Below are 21,769 nucleotides of genomic sequence, written 5' to 3' on the forward strand. Positions count from 1 at the left end.
CTACGCTTCCAGGACCACCGGAATGATCATGGGACGGCGACGAAGCTTCCGGTTCACCCACGTTCCGATGATCCTGCGCACAACCTGCTGCAGCTGGTGGTTGGTGTGGTCTGCGTGGTTGAGCACAGCTTCTTCCAACGCGGCGTTGATCTTGGGGATGATTTCGTCGAAGACGGCGTCGTCCTCCGCCACACCGCGTGCATGGATTTCCGGTCCGGAGACGATCTTGCCTGTGGTCCGGTTAATGACCGTGATGATGGAGATGAAGCCTTCGTCGCCTAGGATACGGCGGTCCTTCAGATCCGCATCGGTGATTTCACCCACGCTGGAACCGTCCACATAAACGAAGCCGACCTCCACCTGGCCAACGATGTTGGCCTTGTGGTCCTTCAGGTCAATGACAGTGCCGTTATCGCTGAGGATGATGCCGTCGGAGGGCACCCCGGATTCTTCGGCGATATTTCCATTGGCAATCAAGTGACGCGTTTCACCGTGAACAGGCATCGCATTGAGGGGCTCAAGGATGTTGTAGCAGTAGAGCAATTCGCCGGCAGCGGCGTGCCCGGAGACGTGAACCTTGGCCGTCCCCTTGTGGATAACATCGGCACCGAGCTTCAACAATCCGTTGATGATGCGGAACACGGCATTCTCGTTGCCTGGAATAAGGCTGGAGGCCAGGATCACGGTGTCGCCTTGGCCAACAACCACGCGGTGGTCGCCGTTGGCCATGCGTGACAGTGCTGCCATGGGCTCGCCCTGAGAGCCGGTGGACATGAGGACCACGCGGTCATCGGGGAGGTTGTCAATGTTCTTGATGTCCACCAGGATCCCGTTGGGCACGTCAAGGTAGCCCAGCTTGGCCGCGATGGCCATGTTCCGAACCATGGAACGGCCGACGAACGCAACGTTGCGGCCGTGCTTGGCTGCGGCGTCGAGAACCTGCTGTACGCGGTGAACGTGGGAAGAGAAGGAAGCCACGATAATGCGCTTCTTCGCCTGCCCGAACAATCGATCAAGGGTGGGGCCGATTTCCTTCTCGGCGGTGGTGAACCCGGGAACGTCGGCGTTGGTGGAGTCGGCCATGAAAAGGTCCACTCCTTCTTCACCCAAACGGGCGAAGTGCCGGAGGTCGGTAATGCGGCCGTCCAAGGGCAGTTGGTCCATCTTGAAGTCGCCCGTATGCAGGACAGTGCCGCCCGCGGTGCGAATGAAGACAGCCAAGGCGTCCGGGATCGAGTGGTTCACTGCGATGAATTCGCATTCAAACGGGCCGAACTGCTCCACCTGGCCCTCGGTAACGGTCAGCGTGTACGGCTTGATCCGATGCTCCTGAAGCTTCGCCTCCACCAAGGCCAGCGTCAGCTGGGAGCCGATCAGCGGAATGTCTGCTTTGAGGCGCAGCAGATAGGGAACAGCACCGATGTGGTCTTCGTGGCCGTGCGTGAGCACCACACCAACAACATCCTGCAGCCGGTCCTCGATGTAAGAGAAGTCGGGAAGGATCAAATCAACGCCGGGCTGCGTTTCCTCGGGAAAAAGTACGCCGCAGTCAACGATCAGCAACTTGCCGTCGATTTCGAAGACCGCCATGTTGCGGCCTATCTCCCCCAGTCCACCCAGCGGAACAATCCGCAGTGTGCCTTGGGGCAGTTTCGGCGGAGTAACCAGTCCAGGAAGGGCTGTTTGGGTCATATTGTGCTTCTTTCCGGCGGAACCGTCCTAGACGTTGAAGTCCATTCCGGCTTCCGCCAAATCCCCGCGGATGGTTTGGATCTCGGCCTCGTCCGGCTCCACGAGGGGCAAACGGACAACCGAGTTGGGCAGGACTCCCTGCCACTTGAGAATCTGCTTGGCGGCTACGGCGCCTTGGACCCGCGTCATGGTTGCACGCACCACGGGTTCCAGTTCAAAGTTGATGGCCCGCGCCTTGGCAAGGTCATTGGCATTGACAGCGTCAATGAGTTCGCGGAATTGGCGCGTGGCCACGTGCGTGGTCACGCCCACGAGGCCTGCTGCGCCCAGCGCCATCCACTGCAGGGTGAGGCCGTCGTCGCCGGAGTAAAAGACCAGATCGGTCTCGGCCATGACGCGGGTGGCTGCTGCGAAGTCCGCCTTGGCGTCCTTGACGGCCACGATGTTCGGGTGCTTCGCAAGCCCGATCATGGTCTCGGGCGCGATGGCAATGGACGAGCGGCCGGGGATGTCGTAGAGCATGACCGGCAGGTCCGTAGAGGACGCAATCGTCTCAAAGTGGGCCCGAACGCCGGCCTGGCTGGGCTTGTTGTAGTAAGGAGTGACGATCAGAAGGCCGTCGATGCCAATCTGGGCCGCGCGCTGGGACAGATGCACCGAGTGCGCGGTGTCGTTGGTGCCGGTTCCGGCAATGATGGCAGCTTTGCCCCCCACGGCTTCCTTGACCGCACGGAACATGCCGAGGTTTTCTTCGTCAGTAAGGGTTGAGGTCTCTCCAGTGGTACCGGTGACCACGAGTCCGTCGCAACCGTCCTGGACCAGCTTCTCCGCCAACGCCGCAGCTTGGTCGTAGTCGACCTTGCCATCCTCGGTGAACGGGGTGACCATGGCGGTCAGCAGGGTACCAAGTGCGGGAATGTGGGCGCGGGAGTCAGACATAAGAAAAACGTTACCCTGTCACGGCCATGTTCCGGGAATGGGTTCCGCGTGATGGTCGTCATCGGCGCTGCTGACTATGCGGGCTTGGGCGTCCTCGCCGTGCCCTCCGAGCAATATTGCGCCACCGCTTTTTCCTTCAACTGTTCCGCCCAAGCGACCAAACGCTGGGAAGCGCGGACGTAGTCGAAGAGTTCCCTTGGCGTGAGGGCCTCAAGGTCTGTTTCAGCCAGGCGACGTGCAAGTTCAGCACCTGGCGCCTGCTCGGCAAGGACCGTTCCCTCGCGGCGCCACTGGACATCTTCTGGCGGTTCGCCTGCCACGAGTTGCCTGAAAAGGAAGTCGACAACACCTGGACTCATCGCCCTCATGGGTCCCTGGAGGCCTTGCCGAGGATTTGGAGGCAGAGGCTTTGGAGCATCGTTCATGAAGCCATGTTATTCGAACATATATTCGAAGACAAGACCTGTGAGCCAGCACCGCGCGTCCTACATACTGGTTCCATGCGGGTGACAACTGTGTTGGTCGAGGGCGAAAGTGACCGGCTTGCGGTGGAGACACTGGCCGTTCACCTTGGCCATGACCTGATGGCTGAGCGCGTCTCTGTGGTGCCGATGGGAGGCGCGACCAACATCGTCCGCTTCCTTGACCGCTACGGCCCAAAAGGCACGGACCACCGGATACTCGGACTTTGCGATGCAGGCGAAGCACATGGCATCGCCCGCGCACTCACCCGGGCAGGCCTCGGTTCCGGCTCCTTGTCCGAGAACGGCTTCCACGTCTGCCAGGCGGATCTGGAGGACGAACTCATCCGCTGCCTTGGCGTCGATGCCGTGCTCAACGTCATTGCGGCCCAAGGAGAGCTTGCCTCGTTCCGGCTCCTCCAACGCCAGCCGTCACAGCGCGGCAAGCCGGCATCGGCGCAGCTGCGCCGGTTCTTCGGGGGACGCAGCGGCAACAAAATCCGATACGCCTCCCTGCTCGTCGACGCACTGCCGGCAGGACAGGCACCCCCGCCGCTCGCCCGCCTCGTGGGATCATTTCCGCAATGAGCCATCTGCCGCCAAGATGCTTCCGGCCCGCTTAACAGCAGGGCCACAGTCCCTTGTGAGACGATCGCAGCATGACTTCGCAAGAGACGGCGCCAGCCCGGAAGGTGCCCAGGGGACGCAAAGTCTCCACCCGCCTTACGGGCATAGATGCCGCCCGCGGCCTGGCCTTGCTCGGAATGATGGCCACCCATCTGATGCCAACGTTCGGCCCCTCCCCCCAGTGGGAACCCACGTGGGTGGGACTGGTTTTCTCGGGCAGGTCCGCTGCGCTGTTCGCAGTCCTCGCCGGAATCGGGTTGGCACTCACCACCGGAAAGCAGGAGCCGCGCCAGGGCCTGGACCTCTGGGCGGCGAGAAGCGGTGTCGCTATGCGCGCCTTGGTGATTGCCGTCGTCGGGCTGACTCTTGGGGGTCTGGACGTCAACGTCGCGATCATCCTGGTGCACTATGCCGTCCTGTTCCTGTGCATCCTGCCGTTTCTGGGATTGCGGCTGAAAGCGCTCTTCTTGTGGGCGCTCGGCTGGGTACTGGTGTCACCCCTGATCGCCTACGTCGTCCGACCCTGGCTGCTCGACGCCAACCCTCCCTTGCAGTTGGGGCACAACCCAAACAGCGAGGATCTTGAGACACCGGGACGCTTGGTCGCCGACTTGTTCTTCACGGGCTACTACCCTGTGTTCCAATGGATCGCTTATTTGCTGATCGGACTGGCGATCGGCCGTTTGGCACTCACGACGGCGAACGTCCAGTTGCTGCTCGTCACCTGCGGATTCGCCGTGGCCGCTTTGTCGAAGGTCGCAGGAACCCTGGCCATGGAGGTGTGGGGCGGCCGCGCCGCACTGGAAGCACTGCCTGGAACACGGGGATACCCGCTGGAGAGCATGCTCCAAGTGAACCTGACCGGATTGCAGCAGGTGGATTCGTGGTGGTGGCTGGCAAGCGCGGCACCACATGCCGGCACCACCCTGGACCTGCTTCATACCGGCGGGGTGGCTGCCGCCGTCGTCGGGTTCTTCCTGATGCTCGGCACCCTTGCCGAACGCATCAAGGTCAACTTCCTCATACTCCTCAGCGGTCCGGGCGCCATGACCCTCACGCTGTACTCACTCCATGTGTGGGTGGTATCCGGTTTCCACAACAAGCCACTGCCAGCGGGGTGGACTGACGAAGGAATGTATTGGACACAGGCCTTGGCCGCGGTAGGCATCGGCGTGTGCCTTGCCCTCTTCCGACGCCGGGGACCACTGGAGTGGCTGGCCCACCAGGCGTCGCGCCTGGGCAGTTACCGTCCGGCCGCCGTGGGCTGAGAGCGGAACAGCTTCACGGCGTCGCGCATTGAAGCACGGGCACGTTTGCGATCGCCGGAGGCGTCGTAGGCGCAGCTCAACCGGAACCAGGAACGCCAATCCCCGGGTGCCGCCTCAGCCTCCGCACGGTACTTTTCGAACTCGGCGTCAGCAGCAGCGCGGACAATCCGGCCACCGGGCGTGCGCGGCAGGGTGTCCACAGGCAGGCCGCCCTCGGCCTCCAAGACCTTGGCCATCTGTTCGGTCCGCGCCCCAAACAACAGCTCACGAATGAGCGCCCAAGCGCCAATCACAGGCAAAACGAGGTAGGCAGCGCCGATACCCTTAGCCACCAGATTGGGATCACCAAGCAACAGGATGGACCGCTGAAGGGACACCACGAGATACAACACCAACAGCAAGGTGATGGCACCAACCCAGATTTTGGTGCGGTTTTTCTTCACAGACTCCCAGAGAGTTCCCATGATCCTAAAGCCCCAGGTCCAAGTAGCCATCCAGGCCCACGGTCAGGCCTGGGTGGTCCGCAACTTTGCGCAGCCCGAGCAGGACACCGGGCATGAACGAGGCACGGTCGAAGGAATCATGGCGCAACGTCAGCTGTTCACCAGGCCCGCCGAAGAGCACCTCCTGGTGCGCCACCAGCCCGCGGAGCCGCACGCTGTGGACACGCACACCCTCCACGTCGCAGCCCCGGGCGCCGTCCAAGGCCGTTTCCGTGGCGTCAGGACTTGCCGGCACACCCGCTTCCTGCCTGGCCTGGGCAATCAGCTGTGCCGTACGCACGGCCGTACCTGAAGGAGCGTCTACCTTGTTCGGGTGATGCAGTTCAATGATCTCCACAGACTCGAAGTACTGCGAAGCCTTCGCCGCAAACGCCGAAGCCAGCACAGAACCCAAAGCAAAATTCGGGGCGATCAGAACGCCTGTTTCCGGCTTCTGTTCCAAGAGCTTCCGCAACGATCCAAGGCGCTGCCCATCCCAACCCGTGGTCCCAACCACTGCATGAATGCCATGTTCAACCGCGAAGCGCACATTGGCCTCGGTAGTATCCGGAACAGTCAGATCCACAACATACTCGGCTCCTGCGTCGAGCAGTGTCTGCAGGGAATCGCCTCGACCGAGAGCCGCTACCAGCTTCATATCGTCGGCTGCTTCAACAGCCTTCACGGCTTCAATTCCCATGCGCCCGTAGGCGCCCAGCACTGCAACGGCAAGTTGTTCGGTCATGCCTTTAACCCTACCGCCGGGCCGGGGTACGGCAGGAACCGTGACTCCGCGCTTACTCCCCGGCCCCGACCCATTCCACGGTGCCGTCGCTGAAGAACTGTTCCTTCCAAATAGGCACCTGTTCTTTGACCCGGTCCACAAGTTCCGAACAAACGGCAAAAGCCTGGCCCCGATGGGCGGCCGCCACGGCACACACCAGCGCGGGATCCCCGATCTCCAGCATCCCGATCCTGTGTGCGGCCCAAATCCTGACGGGTTGCTCTGCTTCGCCGGAGTGCTCCGCAACCAGCTGCGCGACTACGTCGGACATGATCCGGTGCGCCGTGGGATGCGCGCTGTAACTCAGGCGGTCCACGGGCTTACCGGAATCGTGGTTGCGCACCACGCCGCTGAAACTGACTACTGCCCCGGCGGTGTCAGACTCCACCGCGGCAATTGCCTGGTCAACGGAGATAGGCTCGGCGCTCAGGACCGCGCTAACAACTTCAAAGTCTGTTTCAGTGCCCATGGCTTCCTTCCAATTGATCGCAAAGGTGCCCGATCACCGGATCCAGGACAGTCAAGCCGTCCATGACACCCTTCGGGGAACCGGGCAAGTTAATGATGAATGTCTTTCCTGCTGTTCCTGCGTGCCCACGGCTCAGCATTGCCATGGGCGTCTTTGCAGTGCCCGCCCGCCGAATACCTTCCATGATGCCCGGGATCTCACGATCCAGCAGCGGCAACGTTACTTCCGGCGTCTGGTCGTCCGGGCTCAGGCCCGTTCCACCACTGGTAATGACGACGGCGGGCTGCTGGGTCAGGAGCGCCCTCAAAGCCGCGCCAACAGGCTCGCCATCCGGCACCACCATGGTGGGGAAAGCATCAAAGCCATGCTCCTTGAGCCAGTCCAGGATGACGGGGCCGGTTTCATCGGCGTAGATTCCCGCTGCCGCACGCGTGGACGCTATAACGACGCCGGCCTTCCGCGGCCCGTGGGCGTTTGGTTCACACGCACTCATGCTTGGGCTCCTTCCGGGGCGGATTCCGGGGCAGATTCCGGGGCAGAGCTGCCCCGGTTCCAGTCACCGTGTTTCCAATCCCCACTTTTGCCCCCGCTTTTTGCCAGCACGTGGATGTCTGTCAGGACTGCGTGCTTATCCACGGCCTTGATCATGTCGTAGACGCTCAGGGCCGCTACAGAGGCAGCCGTAAGAGCTTCCATTTCGACGCCGGTGACACCGCGCGTCTTCACGGTAGCCAGTACTTCGATCGAGTCGGCTCCCAACTCAAAATCGACGGTGACTTTGGAAATCGGCAACGGGTGGCACAGCGGGATCAATTCGGGTGTCTTCTTAGCGGCCATAATCCCGGCCACGCGTGCCACTGCGAGCGCGTCGCCCTTGGGAAGTTCGCCGGCGCCGAGAAGGGCCAGGACTTCGGCAGTGCTGCGCACCGTGGCCGTGGCGGTTGCCTCACGCGTGGTAACTGCTTTCTCTGAGACATCCACCATCTGGGCAGTACCGTCTTGCCGGAGATGGGTCAGGCCGCCGGTGTTGCTGGACGTGTTCGTGGGAGTTTCATTCACAGCATCCATACTTCCACTTCGCTTCCCTCCGCGAGTTCCGTGACGTCGCTGGGGATCTGCACCAGGGCGTTCGAGCGCGCCAAGGCGTGCACCAGATGGCTTCCCGCGCCACCCTCCATTCGGACGGAGCCGTCAGGCAGCACCGTTCCGCGGCGGACTTGATGCTTGCCCTCTGGTGAATGCAGTGGTTCCACCAAGCGCGCCCGCTGTACCGGCCGGGGTGCCGGTGCGCCGTGGATCAGCGAAAGGGCAGGGCGCAGGAACATTTCGTAGGAAACGAGGCAGCTGACAGGGTTGCCCGGAAAGCCGAGGAACGGAACCCCTTCAAAGCGGCCGATTCCTTGTGGGCCTCCTGGCTGCATGGCCACTGGCAGGAAATCCACGTGCTGGGCGGCCATGGCTTGGCGGACAACCTCGTATGCCCCCTTGCTGACGCCACCCGTGGTCACGATCAGGTCTACCGGGTGCTTGCCGTCAACGTTTCCAAGGTGGCTGTGAAGTAGTTCGAGCAATTGTGCGGGATCATCATCGGAGATTCGGCTTCGTACAACGTCAAGGCCCGCCTGGCGCATGGATGCTTCCAGGAGGGTTCCGTTGGAGTCGTAGATCTTGCCTGGTGTGAGATTCCGGCCCGGTTCCAGGACCTCATCGCCCGTGGTGACCAGCAGGACGTGCCAGGGCTTGCGGACTTCGACGGCGGTCAACCCCAGCGCGGCCAACAGGCCAAGCTGCGCCGGTCCTAAACAGGTCCCCGCGGGAAGGGCCAGGTCCCCTTCGTTGATATCGCTGCCCGCGTTTCGAACATAGGTGCCCGGAGCAGTGGTGGGGAGTTCAACCTGAACGTCCCTGGCCTCAGGATTCGGGAACGTGCCGGGGCGTGCCCGCTCAATGGGAACCACGGCGTCCGCACCCTCGGGAATCATGGCGCCGGTCATGATGGGCGCGGCAAAGCCCGGCTTCAACGCCTCCGGAGCGGCCCCCGCCGGAACAGGTGACGCCACCCGTAGCTTCGCGCCGCCGTCGGGAATGTCGGCAGAGTTGACGGCAAAGCCGTCCATTTGGGAGTTGGCGAACGGCGGCAGGGAAAGTGGCGCGTGGAGGTCCACGGCCAGCACCTTGCCCAGAGCTTCAAGCAGTGGCAGCTGTTCAGTGGCCATGGTGGCGGCCGGACCGCTCAGTAGTTCCACCACGGCGTCGCGGTGGGCAGCAACGGATCTGGGCAAGGACATCCTCCTGTGTGGTCACGCTGGATCACGCTCGTGTCCGGAGATTATTCGGACGTACCCAGAGTAGGGCCTTAAGTGACCTTGACGTTGATGGTGTGATAGCCGGTGGCGCCGTCGGGAGCTACCGGGGTCCGGTCTTCGGTTTGTGGTTTGCCCGTGGAGTCTGTGGCACGCACTTGGACTTCATAGTCGCCGGGCGTGAGGTCAAGTCCCAGCTGCCATTGGTACCAGGTATCCGTGGATATCCCTGGTGCAAGCATCGCCTGTCGCCAAGGACCACGGTTGACGCGGAGCTCCACGTGGTCCACTCCACGATGCTGGGCCCAGGCAACGCCACCAAACTGGACTTTGCCTGCTTTGACCGTGCGGCCACTGCGCGGGACATCGATGCGGGACTGCGTCTTGATGGGGCCGTGATCGCTCCAGCCGCGGGGAGTCCAGTAAGCAGTATCGTCCGCAAAACGGGTGACCTTGAGTTCGGTGAGCCATTTAGTTGCTGAGACGAAGCCGTAGAGTCCCGGCACGATCATCCGCACTGGGAATCCATGTTCCAGGGGCAGCGGCTCGGCGTTCATGCCGACGGCAAGAAGGGCGTCGCGGTCGTCTGTGAGCGCTTCCAGGGGCGTACTTGCTGTCCAGCCATCGTTGCTGGTGGAAAGCACCATGTCCGCCCCTGGTTTGGGACCCGCCATGGCCAGGAGTTCCCGAACAGGCCAGCCAAGCCACAGGGCATTACCGATGAGATCGCCGCCCACATCATTGGACACGCACGCGATAGTGATGTGCCGCTCCGTCATGGGCTTGGTGAGGAGCGTGGCGAAGTCGAGTTCAATCTCTCGATCCACCATTCCGGTCACTTTCAATTTCCACTGTGGAGGGTCGATGGCCGGAACCGTCAATGCGGTGTCGATACGGTAGAAGTCAGGGTTCGGTGTCACCAAGGGACTGATCCCTTCCAGTGGCAGCGATGCCCCTGCAGGGATAGCCTGCTGCGTCGTCGCTGGAGCTGGCAGCGTCAAAGAGCCCCTGAAACCGGAAGCCACGGTCGTGGCCCGCGTAAGGATACTGGTGACCGCTCCGCCCACCGCTGCCGCAAGCGATGTGGCCGCCAGGGCGTTCAGGAAGCTCCGCCGTGCCAGAGGTGCAGGTTCCGGCGAGGGTGAGGCACTGGCTGGAGCTGATGCCACCACACCGGAAGACGATTCACGTGGCGGCGCCCAGGTGCCCAGCCGGCGAATCAGCATGCGGAGGAGCAGCATGGTGACGACGGCGGCCACGATGGGCGCGATGGCCGCCTGCGGTGTTGTTTGGGCCCGGGTCAGGACGGCGCTTAGGCCCGCCGCACCTGCCAAGGCCGCCAGAACAAGTCCGAGTCCGGTTCGACGGCGCTCCAGAATCCCGGCCAGGGCAGCCAGAACCACGGCCACGATCAGGATGGAAGCGACCAGCACGATCTTGTCCGCCGTGCCGAAGAGCTGCACGGCGAGGTCCTTCACTCCGGGAGGAACGGAATCGATGACGGCACCGCCCAGTGCCGTCACTGGCGAGACGAGGGGGCTGAGGAAGCCGGCGCTCAGTTCGCCTGCTGCGATACCTGCTGCCCCGGCAGCCACCCCGGCAACCGCTGCCCAGAATCCAGGTTTTCTCATGCTGCGCCTCCTTGGCGATCCACGACGGATCCTGCCGGAAGGGAGCCAGCCGGAAGCGACAGCGCAAACCGACAACCGCCGTCGACGTTTTCCACGTTCACAGCTCCCCCATGCGCCTTTACGATGCCGGCCACCATGCTCAGTCCGATTCCTGCTCCGCTGTAGCTTCCCTGTGATCCCGCCGGGCTCCCCCGTGAAGGGTCCTTCTGCCAGCCGGTTTCGAACAGGTGGGGAAGGTCCTCCTCCGGGATGCCCCCGCAGTGGTCCTGGACTGCGACCACGGCGTTTCCGTTCTCGCGCCCAACGCTGGTGTGTACGTCCGTGTCCGGCCTGCTGTAAATGATCGCGTTGAGCAGCACGTTCCGGATTGCCCTGGCCATGCTGGGTCCGTCGGCTACGGCCATGCACTCGCGGTCTCCCCCGCCGGTGAGCGTAATGCCGCGTTGGGCGGCCAGCGGCGCCAGATCGGACAGAGCATCACTGACAAGGTCATAGAGGTCCAGTGACTCGGCGCGCAAGCGAAGGCTCCCCGCCTGGATTTTGGACAACTCCAGGAGATCGTTGACCATGGCAGTCATTTGTTCGGTCTGCCCGATGATCTTCCGGTAGTACTCCGGGATATCGGCGACCATGCCGTCTTCGAGGGCTTCGGTCATGGCGCGCATGCTGGCAAGTGGAGTGCGGAGGTCATGTGAAATCCACGAGACGAGTTCGCGCCGTGCGGTTTCAACGGCGGCTTCCCTGGCCCGCGACTCCGCAAGGTTGCGGCTGCTGGCCTCCAGTTCCTGGGCCAGTTCAGCGAGTTCCGAGGTCATGGCAGGTTCGGCCCGCTTTCCGTTTTTACTGCTGTGGTCCAGGGTTTCGCCCCGGCCGAGTCTCCTGGCCGCCGCCACAAGGCGCGCCGCGTTCCGGGATACCCCGGCTCCCAGCACGAGGGATAAGGCCACTGCTACTGCCGAAGCCATGGCCAGGATGTACCACATGACCTCAAGGTCCCTGGCAGAAATGAACATGGCGTTGAAAGCACTGACCATGCCTGCCACGAGGACTGCCACGGTAGCCACCACAACCAGGCAGATCTGCGCCAACACGGATGCCCTGCGCAGGATACGCAGCAGCAGCAGCGTGATTGCACCGATGACCATTGCCCACAGGAGCACCCAGGCAAGGATGGTGGCAAGCTCAGTGCCCTCCATGGCCATCCCCCTTGGCGTCGAACCTGTAGCCAACGCCCCAAACGGTCTTAAGGAGCTCAGGTTTGGTGGGGTTGACTTCGATCTTCTCGCGGAGGCGCCGGACATGGACGGTCACGGTGGAAAGATCGCCAAAGTCCCAGCCCCAGACTGCCTTGATGAGTTCTTCCCGGCTGAAGACCTGGTTGGGCCTGCGCAGCATGAAGGCCAGAAGATCGAATTCACGCACTGTCAACGTCAGCGGCGCTCCACGGTGAGTGACGGTCCGGGATGCGGGATCCAGTTCAAAGCCTGCCAGTTCAACAGGTGGTTCAGGGGAGAATTCCTTGACGCTGCGGCGAAGAACGGACTTGACGCGAAGGACTAGCTCCCGCGGCGAGAACGGCTTGGTGACGTAATCGTCCGCGCCCATCTCCAAACCAAGGATGCGGTCATCTTCGGTTCCCAGGGCCGTAACCATGATGACCGGCACGCTCATGCTCTGGCGGAGCCGACGACACACTTCCACACCGTCCAGTCCTGGCAACATGCGGTCCAGGATCACCAGATCCGGCTGTCGGGTTGCAGCGAGGCTCAGCGCCGAGAACCCATCCCCGGCTACGTCAACCTGGAATCCGGCCTGCAGGAGATAGTCGCGCACAACATCAGCAATGGTCTGCTCGTCTTCGACGAGGAGGATGCGGCGATTACCAGGCTCTGCCGCTGATGATGCCGATTGCATGGTCACGCTTTCAGCATAGGTACGCCGGAGCTGCCCGGCACGGGATACGGGTCACTTCCAGGCGAATGTCCGCATTCCGTAAGAACTGACGACGGCACGGAACATTACTGCGACCTTCCCAGGAGCATCCGAACGAATGTCCGATGAGTGAAACGAAATGTAGCCGGTATCACTGTTCAGGCCAGGGTGGCGTAGCCTGAATTCATGAGTGTTCAGCTAGGCATGCCTGTGCCTCCTTCGGGCAGCGCTGTAGGCGGCTCGGTCCCGCCGCCGCGTCCGGCTGGCACGCCCACCGGTTTGTGGGACCGCTACGGACGCCGGGCGACTGATATGCGCCTGTCCCTGACAGACAAGTGCAACCTCCGCTGTACGTACTGCATGCCTGCGGAAGGGTTGGAATGGCTCTCCAAGCAAGCGGTGATGACCAAAGACGAAATCATTCGGATTGTGCGTGTAGGCGTTAACGCCCTGGGTGTCCGGGAACTGCGCCTCACTGGAGGTGAGCCGCTGGTCCGGGCTGATCTGGTTGACGTCATAGCAGGCCTCCGGAACGAGCACCCTGAACTTCCCATTTCGATGACCACCAATGGCGTGGGCCTGGACAAGAAAGCGGCCGCCCTCAAGGCCGCAGGACTCACCCGGATCAACGTTTCCCTGGATTCGCTCCACGAGGAAACCTTCACCAAGCTCACGCGCCGGCCTTTCCTGGACCGTGTCCTCGCCGGCGTGGACGCCGCGTGGGCCGCCGGTCTGGGTCCGGTCAAGTTAAATGCCGTGCTGATGAGGGGCATCAACGATGCCGAATCTCCGGACCTCCTCGCTTGGGCCTTGGGCCGCGGCTACGAACTTCGCTTCATCGAGCAGATGCCGCTCGACGCAGACCACGGTTGGACCCGGCGCAACATGATCACCGCGGCTGAAATCCGGGAATTGCTGTCAAAGGACTTTGTCCTCAGTCCGGACCAACGGGAACGCGACGGCGCCCCTGCCGAACGTTTTGAAGTACGACGCCGGGACCAGGCAACCGGTGAAGCCACCGGGGCCGTCCTCGGTACGGTCGGGATCATTGCATCGGTCACCGAACCGTTCTGTTCAGACTGCCGCCGCACCCGCATTACTGCTGAAGGCAAGATCATGAGCTGCCTGTTCTCCCGTGAGGAGTTCGATCTCCTCGGACTGCTTCGGGAGGGCGCAACGGATGACGAGCTTGCCCAACGTTGGCAGGACGCCATGTGGGTCAAACCCAAAGCCCACGGCATGGACCATACCGGCCTCGGCGCACCGGACTTCGTGCAGCCGGACCGCAGCATGAGCGCAATCGGAGGCTGAACCCCTTGCTTGTACGTTACTTCGCTGCCGCACGCGCCGCTGCAGGTGTCGAAGAGGAGATCCACCCGCTCCCGGAAGGATCCAGCCTCGAGGCGTTGCTGGAAGCTGCCCTCGCCGTCGAACGTCCTGTGCCTCCGGAAGGGACACCAACGCTTGCCCGCATCGTGGCCCGTAGCAGCTTCCTCAGGAACGAAGTAGCGGTTCGAGACCCTTCGGCTCCTCTGGGCGCCGAGGATGTTATCGATGTCCTTCCTCCGTTCGCGGGCGGCTAAACGGCAGAGCCAACAAACCCGGATTGACCTGCTCCGGCGTTTCCAAGAGCCAACGCCAAGACGCCGGCACGGCTGTGCATTCCGGTTTTCGCGAAGATGCTCTTGAAATGATCCTGTGCCGTGAGGGGCGAAATTCCCATCCGTCCGGCGAGGACCTCGTTCTCCATTCCTGCCGCCAACAAAGCCAAAGCCTGCCTTTCGCGTGCCGTTAATCCGTAGGCCCGAACAAACACACCAAGCCGGGCTGCGGGCAGGCACTCCTGGATGGTGACGGCGATGGCCGGACTATTTGGCGTGTGAGCGGGACCGTGCATCCGTGCAGCCCGCAAGGAGGCCCACTGTCCTCCTCCGATATGGATTCTCGCTGCAGAGGCGCGATGGTCAATATGCGCTTCCTTGGCCAACAGCTGCGCCACGACGTTGTACACCTCTGCCGGGATTCCGGCATGTGGCCGGGGCGCCCGTTGCAGAAGGGACAACCAGTTGCTGGCGCTGCTTGTCTGCCCGAGGACCTGCATGTCTTCGTCCATGACCAGAACCGCTTGGGCGGGCATGGTTCCTTGTGACCCAACCGGAGATGCGGCGAATTGCCGGGCCCGGCTGCGGCGCAGCCCGCGGGTCATCGCCGGTGCGAGTGAAATAAGGAATTCGAGCTCCTCCTCGTTGAATGCCGGGTCTGTGTCCTGCCTCCAGAGATCAAGCCATGACCAGATACCGTGCTGGTCCGCCAATGCCAGTGACGCAATATCACCCACTCCATAGCCGCGCAGGATGGAGTCCCAGAGCGGGTGCCGGGCGGGATCTCCACCTGTGGCCGCAAAGAGCGAGGCGGCTGGCCGTTCGGCTTCAGAGAGGACTGTCCAACGGTTTATTCGGCTGGCATATCTGGCCTTGATGACCAGCGGCACTTCGCTGGGGCACGGCACCGCCGCCATGGGCGCAACACCGGTGGCCGACTCGGGATCAGTCAGGGGCCAGACGAAAGCGCTGAAACCCACCACGTGCCCGAGCTCCGCCAAAGCAGCCTCGCGAAGGGCATGGTCATCCCCGGCGGAGAGAAACAGGTCCTCAATCCGTTCCCGTGTCCGGTGGGTTGCCCATGAACTGGCCATGGAGCAAGTATGCGCCGCCGCCGGCGGTTCCTGACCCCCATGAATCAGGGATATCGGCGGCCGTCCCTCGCCTCCTAGGCTGGCACCACCAACGCGGACTCCACAGGAGGGATTGCCATGTACACCCTGTACATCGAACACGGAATCAAGGACTTCACCCAGTGGAAAGCCGCCTTTGACCGAGATCCACTGGACCGAGCCGCTTCAGGAGTGAAACAGTTCCGGGTGGGGACGCCCCTGGAAGATGCCCGCTATGTGCTGGTTGAAATGGATTTCGAGCGTGCAGAACAGGCATCGGACATGGTGGAGCGACTACACGCGACGGTCTGGAGTTCCCCAGCCAACGCACCCGCCCTTCAAGGTGCGCCAAAGACGCGGATTGCCGAAACGGTGTATACGGGAACATATTGACGGAGTACCTGCCTGGCCGCAGCGCTGGGCGGTTTCCCTCATGCCGCCGTCAGGTTTTCCGGAACACACTCTTGAGCAAGGGACTGAACTCGGCCGTGCCCTCGAGTCGCAGTTCCGCGGTGTGCACCAGGACGCCGTCTTCAACACGGAAGGTATGCCGGGCTACACCCTCCGGGGTTCGCCGTTCCACCGTCAGGGTCCCGGAATGCCATGTACCGCGCACCGGGGCAGTTGGCGGCCGGCCCATGCTGTCCACGTAATACCAGAGCGTGTCCCCATGGGCCGGATCCACCGTGAACATCCCGTGCCCTTCGAAGTGCGTTCCATCCGGCTCACGGTGACGGTAGCTCTGCACAACGGCGTATCCCCCCGCGGCTTGCGTGAAAACGGCTTCCGCCTCCGCAGTCCGCGCTGCACCCCAAGGAGACTGGGCTATTTCCGTGATGCCCCGCCAATGTCCGATGAAGTCTTTCAGCAGTTCTGCGGCATGTCCTTTTGGGGGCAGATCCATCACGACTCCAATGTGAGCAGGGCAGCATCATCGTGTGATCATGCTGCCCTGTTTACAGTGCGGGAGTCCAGAGATGGTAGACCAGCTGAACGCGCTGTGTCCTAAAGACCGAAGGTCTCACTTTCCTCAAACGGCCCGACGACGGTGATGGTACGGGGAGCTGCGGCAAGTTCCCGCGCGAGTTCCTGGACTTCTTCCACAGTGACTGCCTTGATCCGGGCCAATGTCTCGTCAATATCCTGGAACTCCCCGGATACGAGTTCCGCCCGGCCGAGTCGGGACATACGCGAGCCCGTGTCCTCGAGGGCGAGGACGATGCCGCCGCTGAGTTGTCCCACGGCCTTCCGGAGTTCCTCCTCTGTGATGCCTTCCTTGGCGAGCTTGTCCAACTCAACACCAAGAAGATCGAGCACTTGGCGCACTTTTGACGGCGTGCAGCCCGCATACATGCCGAAATAGCCGGCATCGGCGTAGGCGGCGGTGAAAGAATACGTGGAGTAGACAAGGCCACGCTTCTCGCGGATTTCCTGGAAAAGCCTGGAGGACATTCCGCCGCCGAGCACGGCGTTAAGCACGCTCATGACAAATCGGCGATCATCCGTTGCCACGATGGTGGGGCAACCCATGATGATGTTTGCCTGTTCCACGGGACGCTTGACCACGTGAAGGCCGGATGTGCCGGTGATCACGGCGCGGTTGGTAGCCCTGCGATCTACCGGAGCTGCTTCCGGATCCAACTGCCAGCCTGCCGCTTCCAACGCCTTCTGCACGAGATCGCAGACGACGTCATGGTCCAACCCGCCGGCCGCGGTGATGACCAGTTCTTCCGGACGGTAGTAGCGCTGGTAGTGCTCCCAGACCGAGTCCCTGGCGACCGCCTTGATAGCGTCCGGAGTTCCGCCAATAGGACGCGCGAGCGGGTGGCTGCCGAGTACTGCTGCAACGAATTTTTCGTGGGCGACGTCTGTTGGGTCATCGCTGTCCATGGCGATTTCTTCAAGAATGACGTCCCGTTCCTGTTCCAGCTCCGCCGGATCCAGGACAGCACCGGTGATCATGTCCGCTATGACGTCGATGGCCATCGGCAGATCCGAATCCAGGACCCGGGCAAAGTAACAGGTACTCTCCTTGGCAGTCGCAGCGTTGGACTCACCACCCACCTCATCAAAGGCTGAGGCGATTTCCAGGGCGGTGCGACGCTTGGTGCCCTTGAACAAAAGGTGTTCCAGGAAGTGAGTTGAACCATGCTGGCCATCGGCCTCATCGCGGGAACCGACTGCCACCCAGAATCCGATGGTGGCCGAACGCTGCCCGGGCATTGCCTCGGTGAGGACGCGAACGCCGCCGGGCAGGACCGAACGCCGTACGACGGAACCGCCCTCGGCACCATGGATCAGGTCGCCGCCGGGAAGTGTCTGCTCCAACGGCAAGGGTACGACAGTCATTAAGACCTTTCGGGTTCAGGGGCGCTGCGGGCAGTCAAATCTGCCCTGCAATCGTATCAGCGGGAGGATTAACCGAGGGCCCAGACAGCGGGACCCAAACACAGCCAAGGTTGTTAAAAGCCGGAGGGGCCTGTGGACCTTTCAGCCCACCGGCCCCTCCGGGTACTGCTTACAGACTACTCTGCGGAAACTTCAGCTTCTTCCGGAGCTTCCTCGGAGGCAGCGCCTTCTTCCTCGGCAACAACCGGGGAGAGGGAAAGCTTTCCGCGGTCATCGATCTTGGTGATCTCGACCTGGACCTTCTGGCCCACCGAGACGACGTCATCAACGTTGTCCACGCGCTTGCCGTTGGCCAGCTTGCGGAGCTCGGAGATGTGCAGCAGGCCGTCCTTGCCCGGGGTAAGGGAAACGAAAGCGCCGAAGGTGGTGGTCTTGACGACCGTGCCCAAGTAGCGCTCACCGATTTCCGGTACCTGCGGGTTGGCGATGGCGTTGATGGCGGAACGTGCTGCATCAGCAGACGGACCGTTGGTGGCGCCAATGTAGACCGTGCCGTCATCTTCGATGGAGATGTCCGCGCCCGTGTCTTCCTGGATCTGGTTGATCATCTTGCCCTTGGGGCCGATGACCTCGCCGATCTTGTCTACGGGGATCTTGACGGCGATGACGCGGGGGGCGAACTCGGAGAGCTCGTCCGGGGTGTCGATCGCTGCGTTGATGACCTCGAGGATGTGGAGGCGTGCTTCGCGGGCCTGCTTCAGCGCTGCTGCCAGCACGGAAGCGGGGATGCCGTCGAGCTTGGTGTCCAGCTGGATGGCCGTGACGAACTCGGACGTACCGGCAACCTTGAAGTCCATGTCGCCGAATGCGTCTTCGGCGCCGAGGATGTCGGTCAGGGCTGCGTAGCGGGTCTGACCGTCAACCTGGTCGGAAACCAGGCCCATGGCGATACCGGCAACAGCTGCCTTCAGCGGGACACCTGCGTTGAGCATGGACAGGGTCGAAGCACACACCGAGCCCATGGACGTCGAACCGTTGGAACCGAGGGCTTCGGATACCTGGCGGATGGCGTACGGGAATTCCTCGCGGGAAGGCAGAACCGGCACGAGGGCGCGCTCTGCCAGGGCGCCGTGACCGATTTCGCGGCGCTTCGGGGAACCGACGCGGCCAGTTTCACCGGTGGAGTACGGCGGAAAGTTGTAGTTGTGCATGTAGCGCTTGCGCGTCACCGGCGACAACGAGTCGATCTGCTGTTCCATCTTGAGCATGTTCAGCGTGGTGACACCCATGATCTGGGTCTCGCCGCGCTCGAAGATCGCAGAACCGTGAACGCGGGGCAGAACCTCTACCTCGGCGGTCAGCTGGCGGATGTCCGTCAGGCCACGGCCATCGATGCGGACCTGGTCCTTGAGGATGCGCTGGCGGACAACGTGCTTGGTGACCGAGCGGAAAGCTGCGGACAGCTCCTTCTCACGGCCTTCGAAGTTTCCGGCGAGTGCGCCCAGGACTTCGTCCTTGAGCTCGTCGGAAGCGTTGTCGCGCTCCTGCTTGTCAGCGATCTGGAAGACCGCAGCCAGCTTGTCGGCAGCAGCGGCTTCCACAGCTGCGTAGACGTCATCCTGGTAGTCCAGGAAGACCGGGAACTCGACGGTCGGCTTCGCTGCACGGGCAGCAAGATCGGCCTGGGCTTCGCAGAGAGCCTTGATGAACGGCTTTGCGGCTTCGAGGCCCTCGGAAACAACTTCTTCGGTGGGAGCAGTTGCGCCCTGTTCCTTGATGAGGTTCCAGGAGTTGTCGGTTGCTTCGGCTTCAACCATCATGATGGCGACGTCGTCACCGGCAATGCGGCCGGCAACAACCATGTTGAACACGGCGTTCTCAAGCTGCGAGTGCTTGGGGAAGGCAACCCACTGCGAACCCTGTTCGTCGGCGATGAGGGCAACGCGGACGCCGCCGATCGGGCCGGAGAACGGGAGGCCGGAGAGCTGGGTGGACATGGAAGACGCGTTGATGGCTACGACGTCGTAGAGCTCGTCCGGGTTGATTGCGAGGACGGTTACGACGATCTGAACCTCGTTGCGCAGGCCCTTGACGAAGGCCGGGCGCAGCGGGCGGTCCATCAGGCGGCAAGCCAGGATCGCTTCCGTGGACGGGCGGCCTTCACGGCGGAAGAACGAACCCGGGATACGTCCGGCAGCGTACATGCGCTCTTCGACGTCTACCGTCAACGGGAAGAAGTCGAAGCCTTCGCGCGGCTGCTTTCCTGCGGTGGTTGCCGAGAGGAGTGCGGTGTCTTCGTCGATGTAGACCATCGAAGCGCCGGCAGCCTGCTTGGCAAGGCGGCCGGTTTCAAAGCGGATGACACGCTTGCCAAAACGGCCGTTGTCAATAATCGCTTCGGAGAACTGGATTTCGGGACCCTCCATGAGAGTCACCTCCGTTTCTGATTTAGCGGAAGTCCGCCGCATCAACCCAGGCCTCTTCTTTATTCCTGGCCTGTACGACACCCGGTCATCGATCGAGATCCACGGGCTTCATCGTCGCCGATGACCCTCCCGGGAATCACTACCGAGGACCGCGAATGCGCGATGCGGTTGATTTCCTGTTTTTAGTTGTTTTTGAAGAAGGCGGCCCGTTCCGCGAGGGATCGGGCCGCCCCTAAAGGCAGACTAGCGGCGCAGGCCGAGGCGCTCGATGAGCGAACGGTAGCGGGCGATGTCAGTGTTCTTCAGGTAGGAAAGCATGCGCTTGCGACGACCAACCATGGCCAGCAGACCGCGCTGGGTGTGGAAGTCGTGCTTGTGCTCCTTCATGTGCTCAGTCAGATCCTTGATCCGCTGGGTCAGGACTGCAACCTGGACCTCGGGCGAACCGGTGTCGCCTTCAGAGGTTGCGTATTCCTTGATGATGGACTGCTTTACAGCGGCGTCAAGTGCCACGTGAACTCCTAGAGTTGTGCCGTGCCTCCCGGTGCAGCGCCTCGCTGACGGGTTGCTTCCGGTGCGTCTCCGCACACAAAAACAGGTCCAGCCGCCACGGACTGCAGCCGGATCCAGTAACAGTTTACCGGCAGGTCAGCATTGTTGTCGAAATACCGCTAGCGCTGGGTCAGCAGCTCGTGTGCTTGGGCTACATCCAGGCACATCTGCTCCACCAGGGCCTCGGGCCCGCGATATGCCACCATGCCGCGGAGGCGCTGGGTAAATTCGACCGCAACAGTCTGGCCGTAGAGGTCAAAGTCCTCCACATTCTCCTCGGGACGGTCAATGACGTGGGCCTCCACTTGACGGCTCACACCGTCAAATGTGGGGTTGGAGCCGACGGAAATTGCAGCGGGCCACCGGGTTCCGGACTGGTCTATCAACCAGCCTGCATAGATTCCGTCCGCCGGGACGTAACCCGTGGAATCGTGGGAAAGGTTCGCGGTGGGGAAACCGAGGTTCCTCCCGCGCGCAGCTCCATGAACCACCTCGCCGCGCATGCGGTGGGGGCGTCCCAGAACGGCGGCAGCAGTGACGACGTCGCCTTCGGACAAGGCTTCCCGCACCCAGGTGGAGGAGCAACGGCGGTCGGCATCGCCGTCGTCGTGGACCGGGAAGCCTCCTGCGCCATACTCATTGACCACCTGGACGCCAAAGCCGAGCTGCTCGCCGAGTTCCTGCATGGTCACGACATCGCCGACGTTCCCTGCGCCGAAGCGGAGGTCGTGGCCGACCACGACGTGCTCGGCATGAAGGGCCTCGAGGAGGATTTGGCGGACAAACTCTATGGGTGTCATGGAGGCGAGGTCCAGCGTGTACTTCATGACCAGGACGGCATCCACGCCTGTTTCGCCAAGGGCGTCCAGTTTGTCCTGAAGGCCCATGATCAGCTCCGGCGCCGACTCCGGGCGGTGGACCTGGGCGGGGTGCGGATCAAAGGTCACGGCCACTGAAGGGATGTGGTGCCGTTTGGCGGTGTTTGTCAGTTGCGCGAGAACATGCTGGTGGCCACGATGGACGCCGTCAAAGTTCCCGATGGTAACGACTGTTGGTCCGAAGTCCCCGGGGACTTCGGTGGGATCGTTCCAGATGTGGACCATCAACCTCGCCTTTTACTGCAGATATTCGTTCCGCCCGG

The 21,769-nt window shown here is 62.4% G+C and carries 23 protein-coding genes; 5 read left to right on the forward strand and 18 right to left on the reverse strand.

Annotation, left to right across the window (positions count from 1 at the left end; all coding sequences use genetic code 11):
- From ABIE18_RS04335 to ABIE18_RS04345, 3 genes are all read right to left on the reverse strand, one after another.
- Complete coding sequence (locus tag ABIE18_RS04335) at positions 1-1,692, reverse strand: ribonuclease J (RefSeq protein ID WP_442005790.1); 1,692 nt, start codon at positions 1,690-1,692, stop codon at positions 1-3.
- A gap of 27 nt (positions 1,693-1,719) precedes the next feature.
- Positions 1,720-2,631 carry a 4-hydroxy-tetrahydrodipicolinate synthase gene (gene dapA / locus ABIE18_RS04340; RefSeq protein WP_499721429.1) on the reverse strand — a complete coding sequence of 304 codons (912 nt, stop codon included), beginning with the start codon at positions 2,629-2,631 and terminating at the stop codon, positions 1,720-1,722.
- Positions 2,632-2,705: 74 nt separating this feature from the next.
- On the reverse strand, positions 2,706-2,990 hold the full coding sequence (locus ABIE18_RS04345) for a hypothetical protein (protein WP_431119492.1): 285 nt from the start codon (positions 2,988-2,990) through the stop codon (positions 2,706-2,708).
- Between the two features lie 141 nt (positions 2,991-3,131).
- Between ABIE18_RS04345 and ABIE18_RS04350 the strand changes: the two genes are divergently transcribed.
- Both ABIE18_RS04350 and ABIE18_RS04355 read left to right on the forward strand, forming a co-directional pair.
- Complete coding sequence (locus ABIE18_RS04350) at positions 3,132-3,680, forward strand: TOPRIM nucleotidyl transferase/hydrolase domain-containing protein (RefSeq protein ID WP_499721431.1); 549 nt, start codon at positions 3,132-3,134, stop codon at positions 3,678-3,680.
- A gap of 71 nt (positions 3,681-3,751) precedes the next feature.
- Positions 3,752-4,987, forward strand: coding sequence for a heparan-alpha-glucosaminide N-acetyltransferase domain-containing protein (locus ABIE18_RS04355; protein ID WP_499721433.1), 1,236 nt, complete (start codon positions 3,752-3,754; stop codon positions 4,985-4,987).
- Here ABIE18_RS04355 and ABIE18_RS04360 read toward each other — a convergent pair.
- The 9 genes from ABIE18_RS04360 to ABIE18_RS04400 all read right to left on the reverse strand — a co-directional run bounded on the left by ABIE18_RS04360 (position 4,963) and on the right by ABIE18_RS04400 (position 12,570).
- A complete protein-coding gene (locus ABIE18_RS04360) occupies positions 4,963-5,451 on the reverse strand; it encodes a hypothetical protein (RefSeq protein WP_498701694.1) in 489 nt (162 codons plus the stop codon). The genes ABIE18_RS04355 and ABIE18_RS04360 overlap by 25 nt on opposite strands.
- Positions 5,452-5,455: 4 nt before the next feature.
- Positions 5,456-6,214, reverse strand: coding sequence for a 4-hydroxy-tetrahydrodipicolinate reductase (gene dapB, locus ABIE18_RS04365; protein WP_499721434.1), 759 nt, complete (start codon positions 6,212-6,214; stop codon positions 5,456-5,458).
- 52 nt (positions 6,215-6,266) lie between these two features.
- Positions 6,267-6,722 (reverse strand): molybdenum cofactor biosynthesis protein MoaE, encoded by a 456-nt coding sequence (locus ABIE18_RS04370; RefSeq protein ID WP_431119483.1) that lies wholly within the window; start codon positions 6,720-6,722, stop codon positions 6,267-6,269.
- Positions 6,712-7,215 carry a MogA/MoaB family molybdenum cofactor biosynthesis protein gene (locus ABIE18_RS04375; protein ID WP_477513598.1) on the reverse strand — a complete coding sequence of 168 codons (504 nt, stop codon included), beginning with the start codon at positions 7,213-7,215 and terminating at the stop codon, positions 6,712-6,714. The genes ABIE18_RS04370 and ABIE18_RS04375 overlap by 11 nt, the downstream gene beginning before the upstream one ends.
- Positions 7,212-7,790 (reverse strand): cyclic pyranopterin monophosphate synthase MoaC, encoded by a 579-nt coding sequence (gene moaC, locus ABIE18_RS04380; RefSeq protein WP_499721435.1) that lies wholly within the window; start codon positions 7,788-7,790, stop codon positions 7,212-7,214. Before moaC ends, ABIE18_RS04375 begins: the two co-directional genes overlap by 4 nt.
- Positions 7,778-9,010: a molybdopterin molybdotransferase MoeA gene (locus ABIE18_RS04385; protein ID WP_499721436.1), complete on the reverse strand. Its 1,233-nt coding sequence runs from the start codon at positions 9,008-9,010 to the stop codon at positions 7,778-7,780. The genes moaC and ABIE18_RS04385 overlap by 13 nt, the downstream gene beginning before the upstream one ends.
- A gap of 68 nt (positions 9,011-9,078) precedes the next feature.
- Complete coding sequence (locus tag ABIE18_RS04390; RefSeq protein WP_499721437.1) at positions 9,079-10,656, reverse strand: molybdopterin-dependent oxidoreductase; 1,578 nt, start codon at positions 10,654-10,656, stop codon at positions 9,079-9,081.
- Positions 10,653-11,852: a sensor histidine kinase gene (locus ABIE18_RS04395; RefSeq protein WP_499721438.1), complete on the reverse strand. Its 1,200-nt coding sequence runs from the start codon at positions 11,850-11,852 to the stop codon at positions 10,653-10,655. The genes ABIE18_RS04390 and ABIE18_RS04395 overlap by 4 nt, the downstream gene beginning before the upstream one ends.
- A complete protein-coding gene (locus ABIE18_RS04400) occupies positions 11,839-12,570 on the reverse strand; it encodes a response regulator transcription factor (protein ID WP_499721864.1) in 732 nt (243 codons plus the stop codon). Before ABIE18_RS04400 ends, ABIE18_RS04395 begins: the two co-directional genes overlap by 14 nt.
- A gap of 204 nt (positions 12,571-12,774) precedes the next feature.
- Here ABIE18_RS04400 and moaA point away from each other — a divergent pair, with 204 nt between their 5' ends.
- The gene (moaA, locus tag ABIE18_RS04405; RefSeq protein ID WP_499721440.1) at positions 12,775-13,899 is read left to right on the forward strand and encodes a GTP 3',8-cyclase MoaA; all 1,125 of its coding nucleotides are present in this window, start codon (positions 12,775-12,777) and stop codon (positions 13,897-13,899) included.
- Between the two features lie 5 nt (positions 13,900-13,904).
- A complete protein-coding gene (locus ABIE18_RS04410) occupies positions 13,905-14,171 on the forward strand; it encodes a MoaD/ThiS family protein (protein ID WP_477513604.1) in 267 nt (88 codons plus the stop codon).
- Here ABIE18_RS04410 and ABIE18_RS04415 read toward each other — a convergent pair.
- Positions 14,168-15,283, reverse strand: coding sequence for a helix-turn-helix transcriptional regulator (locus ABIE18_RS04415; protein WP_499721441.1), 1,116 nt, complete (start codon positions 15,281-15,283; stop codon positions 14,168-14,170). The two genes, ABIE18_RS04410 and ABIE18_RS04415, sit on opposite strands and share 4 nt — an antisense overlap.
- Before the next feature lie 117 nt (positions 15,284-15,400).
- On the opposite strand from ABIE18_RS04415, the gene ABIE18_RS04420 reads away from it, so the two are divergent.
- Positions 15,401-15,694 (forward strand): hypothetical protein, encoded by a 294-nt coding sequence (locus tag ABIE18_RS04420; RefSeq protein WP_499721442.1) that lies wholly within the window; start codon positions 15,401-15,403, stop codon positions 15,692-15,694.
- Positions 15,695-15,743: 49 nt separating this feature from the next.
- On the opposite strand, the gene ABIE18_RS04425 is transcribed toward ABIE18_RS04420, so the two are convergent.
- From ABIE18_RS04425 to ABIE18_RS04445, 5 genes are all read right to left on the reverse strand, one after another.
- Positions 15,744-16,205 carry a DUF1579 family protein gene (locus tag ABIE18_RS04425; protein ID WP_499721443.1) on the reverse strand — a complete coding sequence of 154 codons (462 nt, stop codon included), beginning with the start codon at positions 16,203-16,205 and terminating at the stop codon, positions 15,744-15,746.
- Positions 16,206-16,306: 101 nt separating this feature from the next.
- A complete protein-coding gene (locus tag ABIE18_RS04430) occupies positions 16,307-17,650 on the reverse strand; it encodes a M16 family metallopeptidase (protein WP_477513608.1) in 1,344 nt (447 codons plus the stop codon).
- Between the two features lie 176 nt (positions 17,651-17,826).
- Positions 17,827-20,076 (reverse strand): polyribonucleotide nucleotidyltransferase, encoded by a 2,250-nt coding sequence (locus ABIE18_RS04435; RefSeq protein ID WP_431119461.1) that lies wholly within the window; start codon positions 20,074-20,076, stop codon positions 17,827-17,829.
- Between the two features lie 243 nt (positions 20,077-20,319).
- The gene (gene rpsO, locus ABIE18_RS04440; RefSeq protein WP_144652206.1) at positions 20,320-20,589 is read right to left on the reverse strand and encodes a 30S ribosomal protein S15; all 270 of its coding nucleotides are present in this window, start codon (positions 20,587-20,589) and stop codon (positions 20,320-20,322) included.
- Positions 20,590-20,747: 158 nt separating this feature from the next.
- Positions 20,748-21,731, reverse strand: coding sequence for a bifunctional riboflavin kinase/FAD synthetase (locus ABIE18_RS04445; RefSeq protein WP_499721444.1), 984 nt, complete (start codon positions 21,729-21,731; stop codon positions 20,748-20,750).
- Positions 21,732-21,769: the final 38 nt, after the last annotated feature.

Source organism: Arthrobacter sp. 2762, from assembly GCF_040548745.1.
In the GTDB taxonomy this organism is placed as follows: domain Bacteria; phylum Actinomycetota; class Actinomycetes; order Actinomycetales; family Micrococcaceae; genus Arthrobacter.